Below are 15,441 nucleotides of genomic sequence, written 5' to 3'. Positions count from 1 at the left end.
GGGAACCCCTGATCCGACCCCGACTCCGACCCGCAGCCGCGGCCGACCTGTTTGTATGCAGGGGTGAGCACACTCCCCGGCACGGTCGTCCGTCCTCCCCTGCGGCGCGCGCGCTCGGTCCTGCTGGGCGGAGTCTGTGCCGCGCTCGCCGAGCACCTCGGCTGGAGCGTCCGAGCGACCCGCGTCCTCGCCCTCGCGACGACCGCCCTCGGCGGCAGTGGCGCGCTGCTCTACCTCTGGCTGTGGGCGCTGGTCCCCCTCGCTCCGCTCGAGAGGCCGGACGCCGATCCGGCCGTCCGCCGCCGAACCCCGGTCGCCGGCCTGCTCGCGCTCGCCGCGGCCGCCGCGACGCTCACCGTCCTGATCGCTCATGTCCGTGGCGACGACGCCGACATCACTCGAGCCCTCGTCGCGGTCGGCCTACTTGCGGGCGGCGCGGTCGGCTGGAGTCTCGGCCCCGACCGCGGCGACCCGGCGCGCTCGGCGCGATACGGCCCCGCTGTCCGCCTCGCCACGTGCGCGCTGCTCGTGCTCGCGGGTGGCGCGGTGCTGATCAGCCGACCCAGCGCCCTGAACGCGGTGCTCGCCGTGGGCGTTCTCCTCGTAGCCGCGGGCGTGCTGGCGGCGCCGCGCGTGGTCACCCTGTGGTCCGAGCTGATGGGCGAGCGCGCCGCCCGCGTGCGCGAGGAGCAGCGGGCCGAGATCGCCGCGCACCTGCACGACTCCGTGTTGCAGACCCTCGCGCTCATCCAGAACCGCGCGGGCGCCTCCAGCGAGGTCGCCCGGATCGCCCGCGCCCAGGAGCGCGAGCTGCGCGACTGGCTGTTCGAGCGTGATGTCCCTGTCACGAACGACCTCGCCGCCGAGATCCGCGCGATCGCCGCCGCGGTCGAACTCGACTACCCCGTCCACCTGGAGGTGGTGGCGGTCGGCGCATCGGTGCCCGGAGCCGCTCCGCTGCTCGCCGCGACCCGCGAGGCGGTGCTCAATGCCGCGCGCCACGCCGGCGGCGACGTCTCCGTCTACCTCGAGTCCTCGGCCCTGGGGGTCGACGTGTTCGTCCGTGACCGTGGCCCCGGGGTGGACCTCGACGAGGTTCCGGGCGACCGCCTCGGCATCCGCGAGTCGATCATCGGGCGGATGGCTCGTGCCGGCGGCAGCGCGAGCGTGCGTCCCGGCGTCGGCGGCACCGGCACCGAGGTGCACCTGCGGCTCCCGGCGGAGGTCGAGCGGTGACCCGCGTGCTACTGGTCGACGACCACTCCATCTTCCGCTCCGGCCTCCGCGCCGACCTGGCGCCCGAACTTGAGGTCGTGGGCGAGGCGGCCGACGTCGACTCCGCCGTGTCCCTCGTCGCGTCGCTCAACCCCGAGGTGGTACTGCTCGACGTTCACCTGCCAGGTGGCGCCGGTGGAGGCGGCGCGGAGGTGCTGCGGCGCAGCGCTGGTTCGCCGTCGCGGTTCCTAGCGCTGAGCGTCTCGGACGCGGCGGAGGACGTGGTCGGCGTGATTCGTGCCGGCGCCCGCGGCTACATCACCAAGGCCAGCAGTGGAGCGGAGGTGAGCCGGGCGGTGCTGGCGGTGGCGGGCGGCGACGCCGTGTTTTCGCCGCGGCTGGCCGGCTTCGTGCTCGACGCGTTCGGCGCGCTCGCGGGCGAGCAGGCGGAGTCAGGCGACGAGCTCGACCGGCTCTCGGCCCGTGAGCGGGAGGTTATGCGGCTGATCGCCCGCGGCTACGCCTACAAGGAGGCGGCGGCTGAGCTGTTCATCTCGGTGAAGACAGTGGAGTCGCACGTGTCGGCAGTGTTGCGCAAGCTCCAGCTCTCGTCGCGCTACGAGCTCACCGCGTGGGCGTCCGCACGGCGTCTGCTCTGACGATCGGCGCAGCCGGGCGGGTGTGGTTCATAACCCTGTGTGGTTCATAACCCGGTTCGGTTCATAACTCAGGAAGGATTCGTCCGACCGCCGCGAGATCCGCTTGTTCCCGTGCCCGCGCGGCAATCTTTCCTGAGTTATGAACACAACCGTCTCGGAGCGTCGGATGATCGCCGGCTCAGAAGGACAGTGCGGGCAGCAGCGGCAGCGCGGCGAGGGCCGCCAGCGTGCCGAGCAACGCCCCCGCGAGCACATCGGTCGGGAAATGCATTCCCAGCGCCAGCCGCGAGAAAAGCATCGCGACCACCACGAGCACCGCCAGCGGCCAGAGCCCCGGCAGCATCACGGCGAACACGATCGCGGCAGCCGTCGTGGACGACGCGTGCGAACTCGGGAAGCTGAGCTTGCTCGGCGCCGTCCCGAGCACCTGCACGCCTTCGCCGTGCGGACGAGGCCGGCGCACCACGCGCTTCACCACGATCGAGAGCCCATGCGCCACCACGATCGCGACGTCGCAGAGCGCCCATGCCCAGAACCGCGAGGGATCCAGGAACGCCGCGACCACTCCCAGCAGCAGCCAGCCCGCGGCGTGTTCGCCGACGAGGCTCAGCCCGCGGGCAATCGGGAGGAGGGGACGCGTCAAGGGTGCGCGCTGCACCGCGGCGATCACTGCCGACTCGCGGCTCCTGAGGGTCGGCATCGCGATCAACCTAGCGCACGGGCGTGAGGGGGCGGCGGGCATCCCCCGCCGCCCCCTCACGCCTCGGATTCGTCCTCGGCCTGGCGGCGACGGGCACCCAGTCCTACCGCGGCGGCGCCTACCGCCAGCAGGGCGGTTGCGCTGGCAATGAGGCCAGCGCCCTCGACGCCAGTGGAGGCGAGCTTCCCGCCCGAGCCGCCCACCGGCGGCGCGACGGGCGCCTGGGCGGGTGAGGACGTCGGCGCCATCGGCGCGTCGACGCTCGGGCTTCCGGTCGGCGCACCCGTCTGCCCAGGAGTCTGCCCAGGAGTCGCCCCGGGCTGCACGACCTGCGCGGCCGGCAGAATCTGCACGATCGTCGGTCGCGGCGCCGCCACCGCTCCGGCCGCCGTCGATCCGTAGTCCGGGAACAGCGAGTTCGGCGCCTCGAAGGTGCCGTCCTCGCCCGGGTGCTGCACCGCCACGAACACGTGCTGGTCACGGTCGTGCACGATCGGACCGCAGGTCTCGGCATCGCGCGGCAGCGAGAGGAACTGCTCCACCTTGCCGCGGGAGGCGCCGTCGAGGGTCACCTTGAAGAGCCCGTCGTTGTAGCCGATGCCGGTGGGAGCGCCGTCGGTCGAGATCCAGAGGTTCCCGACCGAGTCGAAGGCCAGGTTGTCCGGGCATGAGATTGGCGAGACCTGGTCGGCCGGGAAGCCCGAGAAGTAGACGACGTCGCCCTGCGCCTGGTCACCGCAGAGCATCAGCAGGTTCCAGGTGAAGGTGCGGCCGGTCTGGTCGCCGCCGTCCTCGATGATCTCGACAATGTGACCGTCGCGGTTCTCGGTGCGCGGGTTGACCTCGGTCGCACCCTCCTTGCCCTCGGTCCCGCGGGCGGAATTGTTGGTGCAGGCCACGTAGATCCGGCCGCTGATCAGGCTCGGCTGCACGTCCTCGCAGCGGTCCATCTTCGTGGCGCCAGCGAGGTCCGCCGCCTGGCGCGTGTGCACGAGCACCTCCTGCACGCTCATCCCGGCGATCGCGGAGGCGCCGCCGACCACCAGCGGCAGCCACTCGCCGATCCCGTCGAAGCTGCCGTCCGAGGGGACGGCTCCCGTGCCGGTGATCTCGGCGACGGGGGAGTCGCCGGTGAAGCGGGCGACGAAGAGGTCGCCCTCCTCCAGCAGCGTCATGTTGTGGGCACGGTCGCCCTCGATGTAGCGCTTCTTCGAGACGAACTTGTAGAGGTAGTCGAAGCGCTCGTCGTCGCCCATGTAGGCGGCCACGCGGCCATCCGGGGCAATGATCACATTGGCGCCCTCGTGCTTGAGGCGGCCGAGCGCGGTGTGCTTCTTCGGGGTCGAGGTGGGGTCGAACGGGTCGAACTCCACGATCCAGCCGAAGCGGTTCGGCTCGTTCTCGTAGCCCGGGGTCCGCGCGTCGAAGCGGGGGTCGTCGAGTTCCCAGTGCCGCGAGGTCTCGGAGTCGACGAGTCCGTACCGCTTCTCGGCGGCATTCGTGCCGGAGACACGGAAGTAGCCGTTGAAGTTCTCCTCGCCCGAGAGGATCGTTCCCCACGGCGTGGTTCCTCCCGAGCAGTTGGCGAGCGTCCCCAGCACCGTCCGGCCGGAGGGGTCGGCGACCGTCTTGAGCAGGTCGGAGCCGGCGGCGGCGCCGGTGACCTGGTAGGGCGTGTTGAGCAGGTAGCGGCGGTTGAGCGCGCCGCCGCGGACGTACGTCCACGGGCGGTCGACCGCGGTGCGGACCAGCTCGACCACGCTGAGCCCGTGGGCCGCTCGGCCGACGGCGCGCACCCGCTCCCGCTCGCCCTCGAGCTGCGCGGCCGGGAACATGATGCTCTCGTTCGTGTACTCGTGGTTCACGACGAGCAACGCGCGTAGCCGCTGCGATCCCGGGATCTCGACGATGTCGGTGTAGTCGTTGTTGTAGCCGAATTGCGCGGACTGCGCCGCCTCCGTCTGGTTCTCCAGCGAGAAGGCGGGGCTGTCGGCGAAGAGCGGGTCGCCCCAGCGGATGATCGGCTGCCAGGCGAAGCCGGTCGGCACCGTGAACTCGTCGGTCAGGTACGGCACCGGCGCGATCGGAGTGAAGGCGAGCGGGGAGTCGGTGGTGGCGGCCTCCGCGGCGGGCGCGCCCGAGGCCGAGGCGACGGCCACGGTAACCGCACCTGCGAGGCCCAGTCCGAGCGCGCTGCGGCGCGAGAGCTGCGATGAGACGATGTCGCGGAAGTAGCTGTTGCGCGAGGTGTTGCAGGTCGCGATGGAGCACGCGTTCGCGCACTTCAGCGCGCAGGTGACGGGGCTGCGCTTCCCTCTGACGTGGCCGGTCATCGGTAGCAGGAGTCGGCGGGAGGTGTCGGTCATCGTGATCGCGTCCTTCGGTGTCGCAGGCGTGGAGTGCGACGAGCGAACCAAATCCGGCGAACCGGGATGCGGTGCGGAGGTGACCGCGGCCTGAACGCGACGTGAACGAGTGGTCGGTGGGGGCTCCTGCTCAGGAGTACCCGGCCCGGTCGCGAGACCGCCGCTCACAGCAAGCGCCCCTGCTCCTCCCTGATTGCCTCCAGCATCTCGCCCACCGTCCTGAAGCCTGCCAGCTCCGCGACCGCCGCGAGGTCCGACTCCGTCGCCCCCGGCCGCCGCGCGAGCATCGTGCGCGCCCCCGCCGCCCGAGCCGCACGCAGCACACCGCCTGGAGTTTTCCCCGCCCCCGCGAACGCCGCCTCCAGCTCGCCCACTGTCACCCCCAGCTCCGCGGCCAGCGCCGGCACGTCGACGTCCGCATCCTCCCGGTCGCGCGCGATCACCTCGGTGGCGGCGCGCACCAGATTCCCACCGTTCTGCCCTGACTCGACGACGAGCCCGCTGATCAGCATCGCGAACATTTCGCGCAGCAGCGGCCAGCTCGGCGCCTCGGGGCCGGGTCGTGCCTCCAGAGCCGCGATCGCCGTGGGGAGGAGGAACTGCAGCGCCGCGGTCTCGGGCCTGACCACGGTCGGTTGCTCCGGCAGCGGCATCCAGAATTCCGCGAGGTGCGCGGCGCCGTAGACGAGCTCGACCACGGCGAAGGGCGTCGCGCTCTCGAGGGTGAAGCACGCGGGAGTAGGGAACAGCAGCGCGCCCCGGATCGGCTTGTCGGCATCGCTGATCCGCAGTTCGCCCTCGGTGACCAGCAGCACGCCCACGCCCGGCCCCTCGTGGACCACTTCAACCCGGCCGGGCGAGTGTTGCACGCGGGCGATCGAGAAGCCGGAGTCGTGGGCCGCGTCGCCGGCGATCCGGAGCCCGCCCGCTCGCGGCTCCTTCCAGCCGAGCGTGAGCATCCAGGCCGCCGCGGCGTCGCCGGTCAGCTGCACTGCGGGCGTGACGGGCGCGGGCATCCAGTCGTCGAAGGGTCGCACCTGTACTCCAACCGGGAGAAGACGGCCCCTGAAATGGTGCCTTCGCACCAGCATTGCGACCCGCGGCGCGCAGGAGAAGCCCCCCAGGCACGATTTCTGCCGAGAGCGAGAGAGTGGGGACCGCATGTCGGGAAGCATCTCAGTGCCACCCCCGTTGCACCCCGGAGCGGCGGATTCGCCGCCCTGCCCCTAGGAAGGACCCCCCTATGACCCTGGTCGTCACTGGAGCCACCGGCCATCTCGGCCGCCTTGCCATCGAACACCTGCTCGCCCGCGGCACTGCCGCCTCCGACATCCTCGCCACCGGCCGAGACACCGCGAAGCTCGAGGCCCTCGGCCTCGGCGTCCGTACCGCCGTGGCCGACTTCGAGGATCCCGCCTCGCTCGACGCCGCCTTCGCGGGAGCCGAGGCCGTCCTGCTCGTCTCGGGTTCGGAGGTGGGCAAGCGCGTCGCGCAGCACACCGCCGCGATCGAAGCGGCGGCCCGCGCCGGCGCCCGCCTCGTCTACACGAGTGCCCCGAAGGCGACCACCAGCCCGCTGATCCTGGCCCCCGAGCACAAGGCGACGGAGGAGGCAATCGCCGCTGCGGGACTCCCCGCCGTCATCCTCCGCAACGGCTGGTACAACGAGAACTACGCGCAGACCGTGAGCGAACTCGCGACCACCGGCACCACCCTCTCGAGCGCCGGTGAAGGCCGCGTCGCGAGTGCCGCACGGAGCGACTACGCCGAGGCCGCGGCAGTCGCCCTGACCGACGCCTCCCTGGTCGGCACCGTGCACGAGCTCTCGGGCGACACCGCCTGGACCTTCGATGAGCTGGCCGCCCTCGTCGCCGAGATCGCCGGCCGCGACGCCTCGATCCGCCACGTCTCCGCGGACGAGCACGCGCGCATCCTCGCCGAGGCCGGCGTCCCCGAGGGCGGAGTCGGCTTCGTCGTCGGACTCGACGCGAACATCGCCGACGGCCTCCTCGGTGAGACCGACGGCTCCCTCGCCCGACTGATCGGCCACCCCACCACGGGGATCCGCGCCTTCGTCGAGCAGCAGCTCGCCCGCTGACGCGCCGCGCGCTCGATGCCGCGGCGCACGCTCACTGTCCCGATCAAGCGTGCACCGCGGCATCAAGCGTGCTTACTCGGCCGGCGACCGGGATCGACGGCAGCACGACGATCCCGCGCCCCACAGAGACGGCACCGGCCAGGATCAGGCGGATCATGCGTCCACGTCCGTCGCGTCGGCCCTCGTCGCCGCGTCCAGCGCAGCGAGGATCTGCGGCCGCGTCGGAGAGGCGAGCTCGGCGTGAATCCGCCCGTCTCTCAGCACGAGGACGCGGTCGGCGAGGGTCGCCGCGTCGAGGTCGTGGGTCACCATCACGACCGAGCGCTTGCCGGACGCCAGCGAGCGCAGCAGCGCGAGCACCCGGGCCCCGGACGCCCCGTCGAGAGAGCCGGTCGGCTCGTCCGCGAAGACGACTGCCGGATCCGCCGCCAGCGCCCGCGCGATCGCGACACGCTGCCGCTGGCCGCCCGACAAGTGACCCGGCGAGTGCTGGGCCCGGTCGCTCAGCCCCACGGCCGCGAGTGCCTTGTCGGCCTGCGCTGTCGCGTCCCGCAGCCGTGCGAGGCGGCCAGCGAGCGCCACGTTCTCTCGGGCACTGAGCGAGGGAACCAGGTTGAACCGCTGGAACACGAAGCCGACCGTCTTCCGCCTGAAGAGGGCGAGCGCGGCGCCATTGAGGGTGCCGACAGCGGTGCCCGCGATTCTGACGCGCCCCGAGGTCGGCGCCTCAAACGAGGAGAGGCAGTAGAGCAGCGTCGACTTGCCGGATCCGCTCGGCCCAACAATCGCCACGAACTCGCCACGGTGCACCCGGAGCGACACGTCAGTGAGGACATCGACGCTCGGCGCTCCGCGACTGGCGCGAAACGACTTCGTGATGCCCACCGCCTCGACGAGCGGTTCGGTCGTGCGGGCTGCGTTCTGCTGATGATCTGCCATGCCGCGAGTCGACCAGCCTGGCCGCGGCTGGTCGATCGTGCGCACTCCCCTCCCGAGGTGGTGCTAGCGCTACCCCCATCCTCTCTGGCGCACCCGGGCGTTCGGCCCGCCCGGCTCCTACTGTGGGCGCCATGCCCTCCACCGCACCCTCATCACCTGCCCAGGAGTCTCGCGGTACCGCGGCGAACGGATGGCGCGCCCTACTGCGCCCCGGCTTCCTCTTCTCGTCCTGGCCGTGGCGCGCCCTGTCCTATGCGCTGACCAGCATCGCGATCACCGCCCTCGTCCTCCCACTCGCGATCGTCACTGTCCTGATCGTCCCCGTCTGGGCCGTGCCCTTCGCTGCCCTTGAGCGGCGACGGGCGCGCCTTGTCGGTCAGCCGCGCCTCCCGTCCGGGCATGTGCCGATCCCGCGGAAGCAGTGGTACCGCTGGCTGCCCATCCGGTACGTCGAGGCAACGACGTGGCGTGACACCGCGTACGTCATGGTCGCGATTGTTTTCGGGATCCTGCACGCGGTCGTGCTCGGGTTCAACGTCCTGATGCTCGTGATCGTCGCGTCCTTTCCTAGTGCTCTCGAGCACTACTACCGGCACGACGACGGTTACTACTCTGAGCACCCGCCGACGCTGCCGATCACCGGGTACACCTTCGACATCAGCGATCCGCTCACCCTCGTCCTGACCTTGGTCGTCGTGGTCTTCATCGAGCTCGCCATCGTGTACCTCGGCACGCTCCTCGCGCTCGGCCAGGGCGCGCTGGTGCGGGTTCTGCTCTCTGCGCGGCCGGAGGAACTGGAGGCGCAGGTGCGGGACCTCACGTCGTCCCGCGCCACGCTGGTCACCTCCTTCGACGCCGAGCGGCACAGCATCGAGCGAAACCTGCACGACGGAGTGCAGCAGCGCTTAGTCAGCGCCGCCCTCCTGGTCGGCACTGCCGAGCTAGACGCGGACGACCTCACGGCCACCGGCGCTGACACGGCCCGGCTGCGCGCGACGCTGGCCGCCGCGCACGACGCCGTCGAGGGCGCGCTCGTCGACCTGCGGAACACCGTCCGCGGGATCCACCCGGCCGTGCTCACCGACCACGGGCTCGCCGCGGCTGTGCGCGAACTCGCCGCCCGCCTCCCGATCCCGGTGGCCCTGCGGGCCTGCTCGACCGAGCGTCTCGCCCCGGAGATCGAGGCGTGCGCCTACTTCGTCGCGAGCGAGGCCCTCACGAACGTCGTGCGCCACTCCTTTGCGACGACCGTCGACATCGGGATCGACGTGGTCGACAGCGGGCTGACGCTGACGGTCGAGGACGACGGGACCGGCGGGGCCGACGCCTCCCGGGGCTCGGGCCTCGCGGGCCTGCAGGAGCGAGCGGCCACCGTCGGCGGCACCCTCGATCTGTCGAGTCCGGCGGGGGGACCGACGCGCCTGGTCCTCAGCGTTCCGGGCTAGCGGTTCCGGCACCGCCGCCGCGCCGACGAGGGCGCCAGCCAGGGTGAGACCCAGTGCCCCGCGCTAGCGTTCCCGATCGTGCGCATCATCCTGGCCGAGGACACGGTACTCCTCCGTGACGGGCTCACCTCCGTTCTGGAGCGCTTCGGGCATATTGTGACGCCGGTGGCTGACGCGCCCGCGCTCGAGGCCGCCGTCGAGGCAGCCCTCGCCTCGAGCACCGGAGTCGACGTCGTCATCACCGACATCCGCATGCCGCCGCACCGGCGCAACGACGGACTCGATGCCGCCCTCGCCCTCCGCTCCCGGCACCCCGGCCTGCCCGTGCTCGTCCTGTCGCAGTACATTGCCGGCGCCTATGCCCGCGAGTTGCTCGCTGACGGCGCCGGCGGCGTGGGCTATCTCTTGAAGGACCGGGTCGGCCGCGTCTCCGACTTCTTGTCCTCGCTGGCCGTGGTCAGCGCGGGAGGCACCGTGATCGATCCGGAGGTCGTGCAGCAGGTCCTCGACCGCAACGGTCCCGGCTCACCGCTGGCCGGTCTCACGGCCCGCGAGCGGGAGGTGCTCGAGCGAATGGCGACCGGTATGTCGAACGCCGACATCGCGCGCGTCCTCGTCGTCTCGGAGGCCGCCGTCGCCAAGCACATCGGCAGCATTTTCTCGAAGCTCGGGCTCTCCGCCGAGGACCCCGGCCACCGCCGCGTCCGCGCGGTCCTCACGTTCCTGGCGGCGGACGCGCGCTAACTGCCGCGGCGCACGCCCCATCTCCACCGCCTGCGTGTACCGCGGCATTGAGCGTGCGAGCACGCTGTCCGGTTTCCGTTCGCTCCGCGCCCTGCGGACGGCGTCCCGCGCGATCGAGGCCCGCGCTGGCGGCCGGTGAGCGACCTCGTCGGCCGCGCGACGGCGCGCGGGTCGAAGTCGCGGTCGGCGCCAGAGGGCAGGCACCCCGGAGCACTCAGGGATCGATGATCAGCGACCCGGATGCCGGCGTCGGCTCGATCGTCATCCCCGGCATCTCGGCGAGGACAGCGCGCATCGTCGTTGTCGCGAGCACCGGGCCGAGCGGATGCTCGCCGGCAGCCCCGAAGACGTACAGGCAGCAGCCGGAGCCGAATCGGGAGCGCGAGCGGATCCCGTCGAATCCGGCCGCGGCGATCGCGGTCGCCCAGGTCTGAGTGAGTCCGTAGTCCGCCCGGGGCGCCGCGACGTCTCCCGGCACGATCCCGAAGGCGCTGGCACTGTCGGCGGCGAAGTCGGCGAATCCGCTCCGTGGGAGCTCGAGCGAGCTGACCACGCGACCCGCCACGACGGTGGCAGGAATCGCCGCGGCCGTCGCGAGGACGCCGCCCAGCGACTCGCGCACGGCCGTCTCCCGCGACGACGCCAGGTTGAGGGTGCCCCGGGGCGCGGCAAGGTCGAATCGCCCCTGCGAACTCGAGAACCACCACGGGTTGAGAGACTTCAGGTGCGCCCGGTGCAGCCGCTGCCCGCCCCGGTGCTCGCGGAGGGGGAAACGGGCAAGGTCGAGCGCCGGATCGGGCGGCCGGAGCGTGCTCTCAGACCTCCCCACGAGGACCCCTGCGCCACGATGCGGCGTCGTCCGCGGCCAGCTCCATCAGATCCTCAATCTCATCCGCCCGGCGTGAGTCGAGAACATCGAGGGCCGTTCGACCGTCGAACGGAGCGAGCGGGGTGGTGAGCCAGTAGGCGACCGTCCAGCTGTTCTCGCCGGTCGCCAAGAGGGTCTGCAGGAGTGTCGCGAGCCGCGGCCGCATCTCTCCCGTTGGCTGGAATTGGAAGGCAGGGAACAGGAGCTTCCCATCGGAGGTCTCGACCCGGAGGAGTCGGTGGCTCGCGACCCGCTCGGTAACGGCCTGGCGCGAGACGCCGCCAAGCAGAGTCCGGACGCGGTCGCTGCTGTAGAACGCTCCGAGTTGGGTGTTCACCCGGTTCGCTTCGCGCACTCCCGCGAGAGCCGAAGTGGTGGTCGCCTCGAGAGCGTCCTGGGAGAAGTCCGTGATGGCGTGCGAGTCGAGGAGTTCGTCGACAGATCTGCTGAATCGGTCGAGGAGCACCTCCCGATAGCGATCGGATGCGGCGTTCATCTGTCCTCCTTCGTTTTCCTCGAGGGTACTCCCTCGTCAAGCCCAGTCAAGGCCCGGCGCGAATTGCCTCACACCGTGGACGGGAGCCGCCGCACCACCTCCCGCACCCGTCTGCTGACGAACGCCTCAAGCGGCCCCCGCCGACCCGTCCGCAGGAGGTATGCCCCGATCGCCAACGCCGCCAGCGTGTGCACCGCAAACCCGCCCGGCCCCATCAGCCAGTCCGCGTGCAGCAGTATCACGACCGCGAACAACGCGTAGAAGCCGAAGAAGTGCCCGATGTAGAGGGTGAGCGGAGCGGATCCCGCGCGGGCAATCACGCGCACTGGCAGAGGAAGTGGGCGCGAGCCGCGCTGGATCGTCAGGACCAGCACGGCGAGGATGACCAGCGCCATCCCCGCCGTCCGCAGCACGTCGGCGGTCGTTCCCGAGTGGGGTGAAGCGTTGAGGATGGCGAGCCAGCCGGAGCCGAGCGGAGTCCCGAACCCCTGCTTGAGCACCAGGTCCCGGGCGTCGTCGCTCGTCATCCCCTGCGCTTCGAGCGTGCTCATCACGGCCGGGCGGGTCAGGATGTCGCTGACGAATCCGGCGATCGCCATGATGGCGCCCGGAATCATGATCGCCACGCCCGGGAGCCGCCGCCCCGAGATCAGCACTCGGCCGGCGCACACACCGATCACCATGTAGGTGATCCAGGTGATGGCCGGGTATGCGCCCGTGAAGAAGATCGTCTGGAGGAAGTCGTGCGGATTCTCGAACGACGGTGACGGGATCTCGCCGCTCGGCGAGGTGGTCCGCGCCCAGAGAATGAGGTGCGGACCGGCCGCCGTGAGCGCTGCCGCCCCGATCGCGAGGACCCAGGTCGGCAACCAGAGCACGAACGCCACCGCGATCAGGGCGACCCCGTAGTAGGCGAGGACCATCACGATCACGAGCGGGACGGCTCCCAGGATCAGCCCGATTACCGCGATGATCAGCCCGCGCACCGCGACCGACACGCACGCGGCCACCGGCCGGCCCGCCGTCACCAGGCTTCGCGTCGAGACCGCCACGCTGACGCCGCCCAGCACGGCAAACATCGTCGAGGGGAACCCCGTCACGATCTCTTGAACCAGCCCCGGGTGCTTAGTCGAGAGCAGGTGCTCGCCGAACATCCCGATCAGAGCAATGAACCGGGCCACATCGAGCGCGACGATCCGGTCGGGCCGCCACGGGCTGGGGGAGGGTTGAGCCAGGGCGGCCAAGCGGGTCGCGAGCGACATGGGTGAATTCCTTTCGACAAGGAGTCATCCTCGCTAGCTGCGGTGTAGAGGCGCGTCGGCCGGACGGTTCACCAAGGTCGGCCCGGAGAGGGAGTTCTGCGAGCCAGAAGTCACACGCCCGCGCATCCCACCCGCGGAACGGCGGAATAGACACCCGGTGTCGTCGCCGTGTGTGGCGTCTGCCGCAGGGACGACGGGGGTGGCATGGGGATGTCGCTTCCCGCCATTTGCTTGCATTCCTCAGGTTATTCCCGTGGTCGCTCGTGACAGTGGAGCGGTCGGCGATGACCGGATCGACGTGCACTCCGTCAGAAAAAGGGGTCGCTCAGGACCTGGATTCGCACGCTCCTTTCCTCCCGACCACAAAGGAACAGACCATGATTTCCCTTCTCCGCAGAGCCGGTGTGCTCTCGGCGACTGTGCTCGCCGCGGTCCTCCTCGCCAGCTGCACCTCCGCCCAGCCCGCCGCTATGACGAAGGAGCAGGCACTTTCTCTGCGCGACGCCGCCGAGCAGAGAGCAGCGAAATGGGATGACGAATACAACGCCTGCCTCGCCCGCAACGGCGTGGTCGACAACGGCTCTGCCGCGCACGACGACGACCCGCGCGCCGAGGAGATCTCGATGGCGTGCGGGAGCGAGCTCGGCGCGCAGCCCACTTACACGGCCGAGGAGGATGCTGCGGTCCGCATGCTCAACCAGCTCACGATCGACTGCCTGCGCAGGAACGGAGCGACCGTTCCCGACCTGACCGCGTCAGGCGACTTGCCTGATCTTCCGGACACCATTGACGACTCCCAACTCGACGCCTGCGAGGACGGAGGAGACCAGTGATCCGCACCCGCAACGCGGCTCCCTCGTCCTCGCGACGGTGTCACCGACGGTGCGACACGGACCACGGTCCCCGTCAGGACCGGCCTCTCAGAGGGCTCCCTCATCGAGATCTCGGCGACGGGATCGCCGAGGGCACCACAGTCACGACGGCGCCGTCCGAAACACCGAGCTGATCGAGCCGGGGGCGATGCCGCGTGGCCACTGTGTTCACAACGAAGGATGAACGTCACCGGCGCCCCGAGATCACGCGGATCTGGAGGCCCCAGATCGAATCCATCCTGAATTATGAACGGCTCTGCCCTCGGACTCCAGTGAGACGTGGCGTCAGAACTCGGTAGGACGCGGACGATCGAGTTCGGCAGGCCGCGTACGTCCTCGACCTGTCCCTTACCGAGGTCAGATGCCGCGAACGGACCTAAAAGCCGCCGCTGACCGCACCCAGCCTCGGTGACGACCAGGTCCCGAGCCCAGGAGGAGCGGAGACGGGCAGCCCGGGAGCTTCTCCGTGAAGACGGCCGTGCCCAGGCGTCTTCGTCGCTGTGCGAACCAGGCGAACCGGAAGTTTCGGCGCAGAAGTCGTGCGCGGATCGGCGCCGGCCGTGAGGGGGTGCCTCGGGAGCCGCTGCTACGGGTTAGCGCGTCCGCGGGCGGGCTCTCGATCGAGGACGCCCGACGGGAGGCGCGCGGGAATCCGGCTCAGCGTCACCGCTGCGATTAGCCGGATTCCCGCGCACTCTGGCGTGAGCAGGGAGATCCTGAACAGCCATCCTGCGGCAGCCGTGGCTCCCCCTCTTGGGCGGAACTCCGGGCTCTCGCAGTGCCTATCAGCCCTGCTTCGCCGTCGGTGCCGGTGCCGGTGCGCAAACGCGCGCCGAGACCGACATCCCGTCGCTCCATGCCGTGATGCAGCCGGCTCCGCCCATCACGGGCACCACGATGCACGGGAGGGTGATCAGTCCCCGGGCATCGGTCGTCGCCGAGCAGGTGGTGGAGCCGGTGACGAAGGTGTAGCCGCCGGCGAGAGTGACGGTGATGAGCGCGCCTTGGACGGGAGTGCACCCGTCAGACAAGCGGCGGAGCTGTACCCGCGGGATCGTCGTACAGGCGGTGCCGCGGTACTCCGCCTGCGTGAAGGCCAGCAGGGACTGGCTCGACGAGGCGATTGTCGGCGCGACGGTGATCCTTGAGACCACCGGGGTGGTCCACACCTCAGATGTCATGGTCGTGTCTTGGTGATGACGGCCGCCGGTATGCGCAGACGTGTAGCCGGACGAGGGGACAAGAAGTTCGGGTGAGGGGGTAAACATGGGTTTTTTCTCTTTCCGGGTACAGAAATTGCCACAGTTTCGTCAGCTTATGCTTGGCACAGGGTCGACTACTAGTGACAGAACTCTGCGAAGCGCGACAATCGTGGTCGGGGTGTGCCAGATGGGTTGTCGAATCGTGACCTACCAGCGCTTCAGCCCTTGAATTCCGTGAGATCAGTTCCTGAAAATGACTATATGTATATTTACCCCGGTTAGTTTTCCCCATATGTATCTGGTGTAAGCCGCGGTAGCGGAGAATCCCGCCGTGAAGCCGCCCGCCCGGCGGCTGCGCGAACGCTCTGTCGGCACGGGAGCGCGGTTAGCGAACGTGGAGACAGAGCGGCAGCGGGAACTCTGGTCTCGTGACGACACCCAACTAACGAAGGAGGTCGGAGCCAGTGCTCCGACCTCCTCCGTCCTTCCGAGAGGCGTGGCGCAGTTGCCGTCACCCGCAGAAACGCCTGACTAGCGTCTCCCAGTCGCTGCGGTGCGCCTCGATCAGGCTGGGC

Annotated in this window: 14 protein-coding genes; 6 read left to right on the top strand and 8 right to left on the bottom strand. The window is 70.3% G+C overall.

The window, feature by feature from the left end; all coding sequences use genetic code 11:
* Positions 1-63: 63 nt before the first annotated feature.
* Together HRF29_RS09440 and HRF29_RS09435 are read left to right on the top strand one after the other, a co-directional pair.
* Positions 64-1,236, top strand: a complete 1,173-nt coding sequence (locus tag HRF29_RS09440; protein ID WP_343043707.1) for an ATP-binding protein — start codon at positions 64-66, stop codon at positions 1,234-1,236.
* Entirely contained in the window at positions 1,233-1,874 is a 642-nt protein-coding gene (locus HRF29_RS09435) for a LuxR C-terminal-related transcriptional regulator (protein ID WP_173248150.1), read from the top strand. Before HRF29_RS09440 ends, HRF29_RS09435 begins: the two co-directional genes overlap by 4 nt.
* Positions 1,875-2,052: 178 nt before the next feature.
* On the opposite strand, the gene HRF29_RS09430 is transcribed toward HRF29_RS09435, so the two are convergent.
* The 3 genes from HRF29_RS09430 to HRF29_RS15165 form a co-directional block, all read right to left on the bottom strand.
* Complete coding sequence (locus HRF29_RS09430; protein WP_173248148.1) at positions 2,053-2,574, bottom strand: phosphatase PAP2 family protein; 522 nt, start codon at positions 2,572-2,574, stop codon at positions 2,053-2,055.
* A gap of 56 nt (positions 2,575-2,630) precedes the next feature.
* Entirely contained in the window at positions 2,631-4,940 is a 2,310-nt protein-coding gene (locus tag HRF29_RS09425; protein WP_173248145.1) for a PhoX family protein, read from the bottom strand.
* A gap of 164 nt (positions 4,941-5,104) precedes the next feature.
* Complete coding sequence (locus HRF29_RS15165) at positions 5,105-5,977, bottom strand: hypothetical protein (protein ID WP_173248143.1); 873 nt, start codon at positions 5,975-5,977, stop codon at positions 5,105-5,107.
* A gap of 206 nt (positions 5,978-6,183) precedes the next feature.
* On the opposite strand from HRF29_RS15165, the gene HRF29_RS09415 reads away from it, so the two are divergent.
* Positions 6,184-7,038 carry an NAD(P)H-binding protein gene (locus HRF29_RS09415; protein ID WP_173248141.1) on the top strand — a complete coding sequence of 285 codons (855 nt, stop codon included), beginning with the start codon at positions 6,184-6,186 and terminating at the stop codon, positions 7,036-7,038.
* Positions 7,039-7,191: 153 nt separating this feature from the next.
* On the opposite strand, the gene HRF29_RS09410 is transcribed toward HRF29_RS09415, so the two are convergent.
* On the bottom strand, positions 7,192-7,977 hold the full coding sequence (locus HRF29_RS09410) for an ABC transporter ATP-binding protein (RefSeq protein WP_173248139.1): 786 nt from the start codon (positions 7,975-7,977) through the stop codon (positions 7,192-7,194).
* Positions 7,978-8,108: 131 nt separating this feature from the next.
* On the opposite strand from HRF29_RS09410, the gene HRF29_RS09405 reads away from it, so the two are divergent.
* Both HRF29_RS09405 and HRF29_RS09400 read left to right on the top strand, forming a co-directional pair.
* Positions 8,109-9,422 carry a sensor histidine kinase gene (locus HRF29_RS09405; protein ID WP_173248137.1) on the top strand — a complete coding sequence of 438 codons (1,314 nt, stop codon included), beginning with the start codon at positions 8,109-8,111 and terminating at the stop codon, positions 9,420-9,422.
* Between the two features lie 78 nt (positions 9,423-9,500).
* Positions 9,501-10,166, top strand: coding sequence for a LuxR C-terminal-related transcriptional regulator (locus tag HRF29_RS09400; protein ID WP_343043706.1), 666 nt, complete (start codon positions 9,501-9,503; stop codon positions 10,164-10,166).
* A 214-nt stretch (positions 10,167-10,380) separates the two neighbouring features.
* On the opposite strand, the gene HRF29_RS09395 is transcribed toward HRF29_RS09400, so the two are convergent.
* From HRF29_RS09395 to HRF29_RS09385, 3 genes are all read right to left on the bottom strand, one after another.
* Entirely contained in the window at positions 10,381-10,995 is a 615-nt protein-coding gene (locus tag HRF29_RS09395) for an RES domain-containing protein (RefSeq protein WP_173248135.1), read from the bottom strand.
* Positions 10,982-11,530 (bottom strand): antitoxin Xre/MbcA/ParS toxin-binding domain-containing protein, encoded by a 549-nt coding sequence (locus HRF29_RS09390; RefSeq protein WP_173248133.1) that lies wholly within the window; start codon positions 11,528-11,530, stop codon positions 10,982-10,984. The genes HRF29_RS09395 and HRF29_RS09390 overlap by 14 nt, the downstream gene beginning before the upstream one ends.
* A 68-nt stretch (positions 11,531-11,598) precedes the next feature.
* A complete protein-coding gene (locus tag HRF29_RS09385; RefSeq protein ID WP_173248131.1) occupies positions 11,599-12,792 on the bottom strand; it encodes a heparan-alpha-glucosaminide N-acetyltransferase domain-containing protein in 1,194 nt (397 codons plus the stop codon).
* Between the two features lie 377 nt (positions 12,793-13,169).
* Between HRF29_RS09385 and HRF29_RS09380 the strand changes: the two genes are divergently transcribed.
* Positions 13,170-13,625 (top strand): hypothetical protein, encoded by a 456-nt coding sequence (locus HRF29_RS09380; protein ID WP_173248129.1) that lies wholly within the window; start codon positions 13,170-13,172, stop codon positions 13,623-13,625.
* An 824-nt stretch (positions 13,626-14,449) separates the two neighbouring features.
* Here HRF29_RS09380 and HRF29_RS09375 read toward each other — a convergent pair.
* The gene (locus HRF29_RS09375; RefSeq protein ID WP_173248127.1) at positions 14,450-14,845 is read right to left on the bottom strand and encodes a hypothetical protein; all 396 of its coding nucleotides are present in this window, start codon (positions 14,843-14,845) and stop codon (positions 14,450-14,452) included.
* Between the last annotated feature and the right edge of the window lie 596 nt (positions 14,846-15,441).

Source organism: Rathayibacter agropyri (genome assembly GCF_013249015.1).
Lineage (GTDB): Bacteria > Actinomycetota > Actinomycetes > Actinomycetales > Microbacteriaceae > Rathayibacter > Rathayibacter agropyri.
The sequence above is the reverse complement of the archived record's forward strand: the minus strand, read 5'-3'. Positions and strand labels throughout refer to the sequence as shown.

What these genes read in the sequence shown, in the direction of transcription:
- HRF29_RS09430 (WP_173248148.1), bottom strand. Translation starts at nt 2,574, where the DNA reads ATGCCGACCCTCAGGAGCCGCGAGTCGGCAGTGATCGCCGCGGTGCAG.
- HRF29_RS09425 (WP_173248145.1), bottom strand. Translation starts at nt 4,940, where the DNA reads ATGACCGACACCTCCCGCCGACTCCTGCTACCGATGACCGGCCACGTC.
- HRF29_RS09415 (WP_173248141.1), top strand. Translation starts at nt 6,184, where the DNA reads ATGACCCTGGTCGTCACTGGAGCCACCGGCCATCTCGGCCGCCTTGCC.
- HRF29_RS09410 (WP_173248139.1), bottom strand. Translation starts at nt 7,977, where the DNA reads ATGGCAGATCATCAGCAGAACGCAGCCCGCACGACCGAACCGCTCGTC.
- HRF29_RS09405 (WP_173248137.1), top strand. Translation starts at nt 8,109, where the DNA reads ATGCCCTCCACCGCACCCTCATCACCTGCCCAGGAGTCTCGCGGTACC.
- HRF29_RS09390 (WP_173248133.1), bottom strand. Translation starts at nt 11,530, where the DNA reads ATGAACGCCGCATCCGATCGCTATCGGGAGGTGCTCCTCGACCGATTC.
- HRF29_RS09385 (WP_173248131.1), bottom strand. Translation starts at nt 12,792, where the DNA reads ATGTCGCTCGCGACCCGCTTGGCCGCCCTGGCTCAACCCTCCCCCAGC.
- HRF29_RS09380 (WP_173248129.1), top strand. Translation starts at nt 13,170, where the DNA reads ATGATTTCCCTTCTCCGCAGAGCCGGTGTGCTCTCGGCGACTGTGCTC.
- HRF29_RS09375 (WP_173248127.1), bottom strand. Translation starts at nt 14,845, where the DNA reads ATGACATCTGAGGTGTGGACCACCCCGGTGGTCTCAAGGATCACCGTC.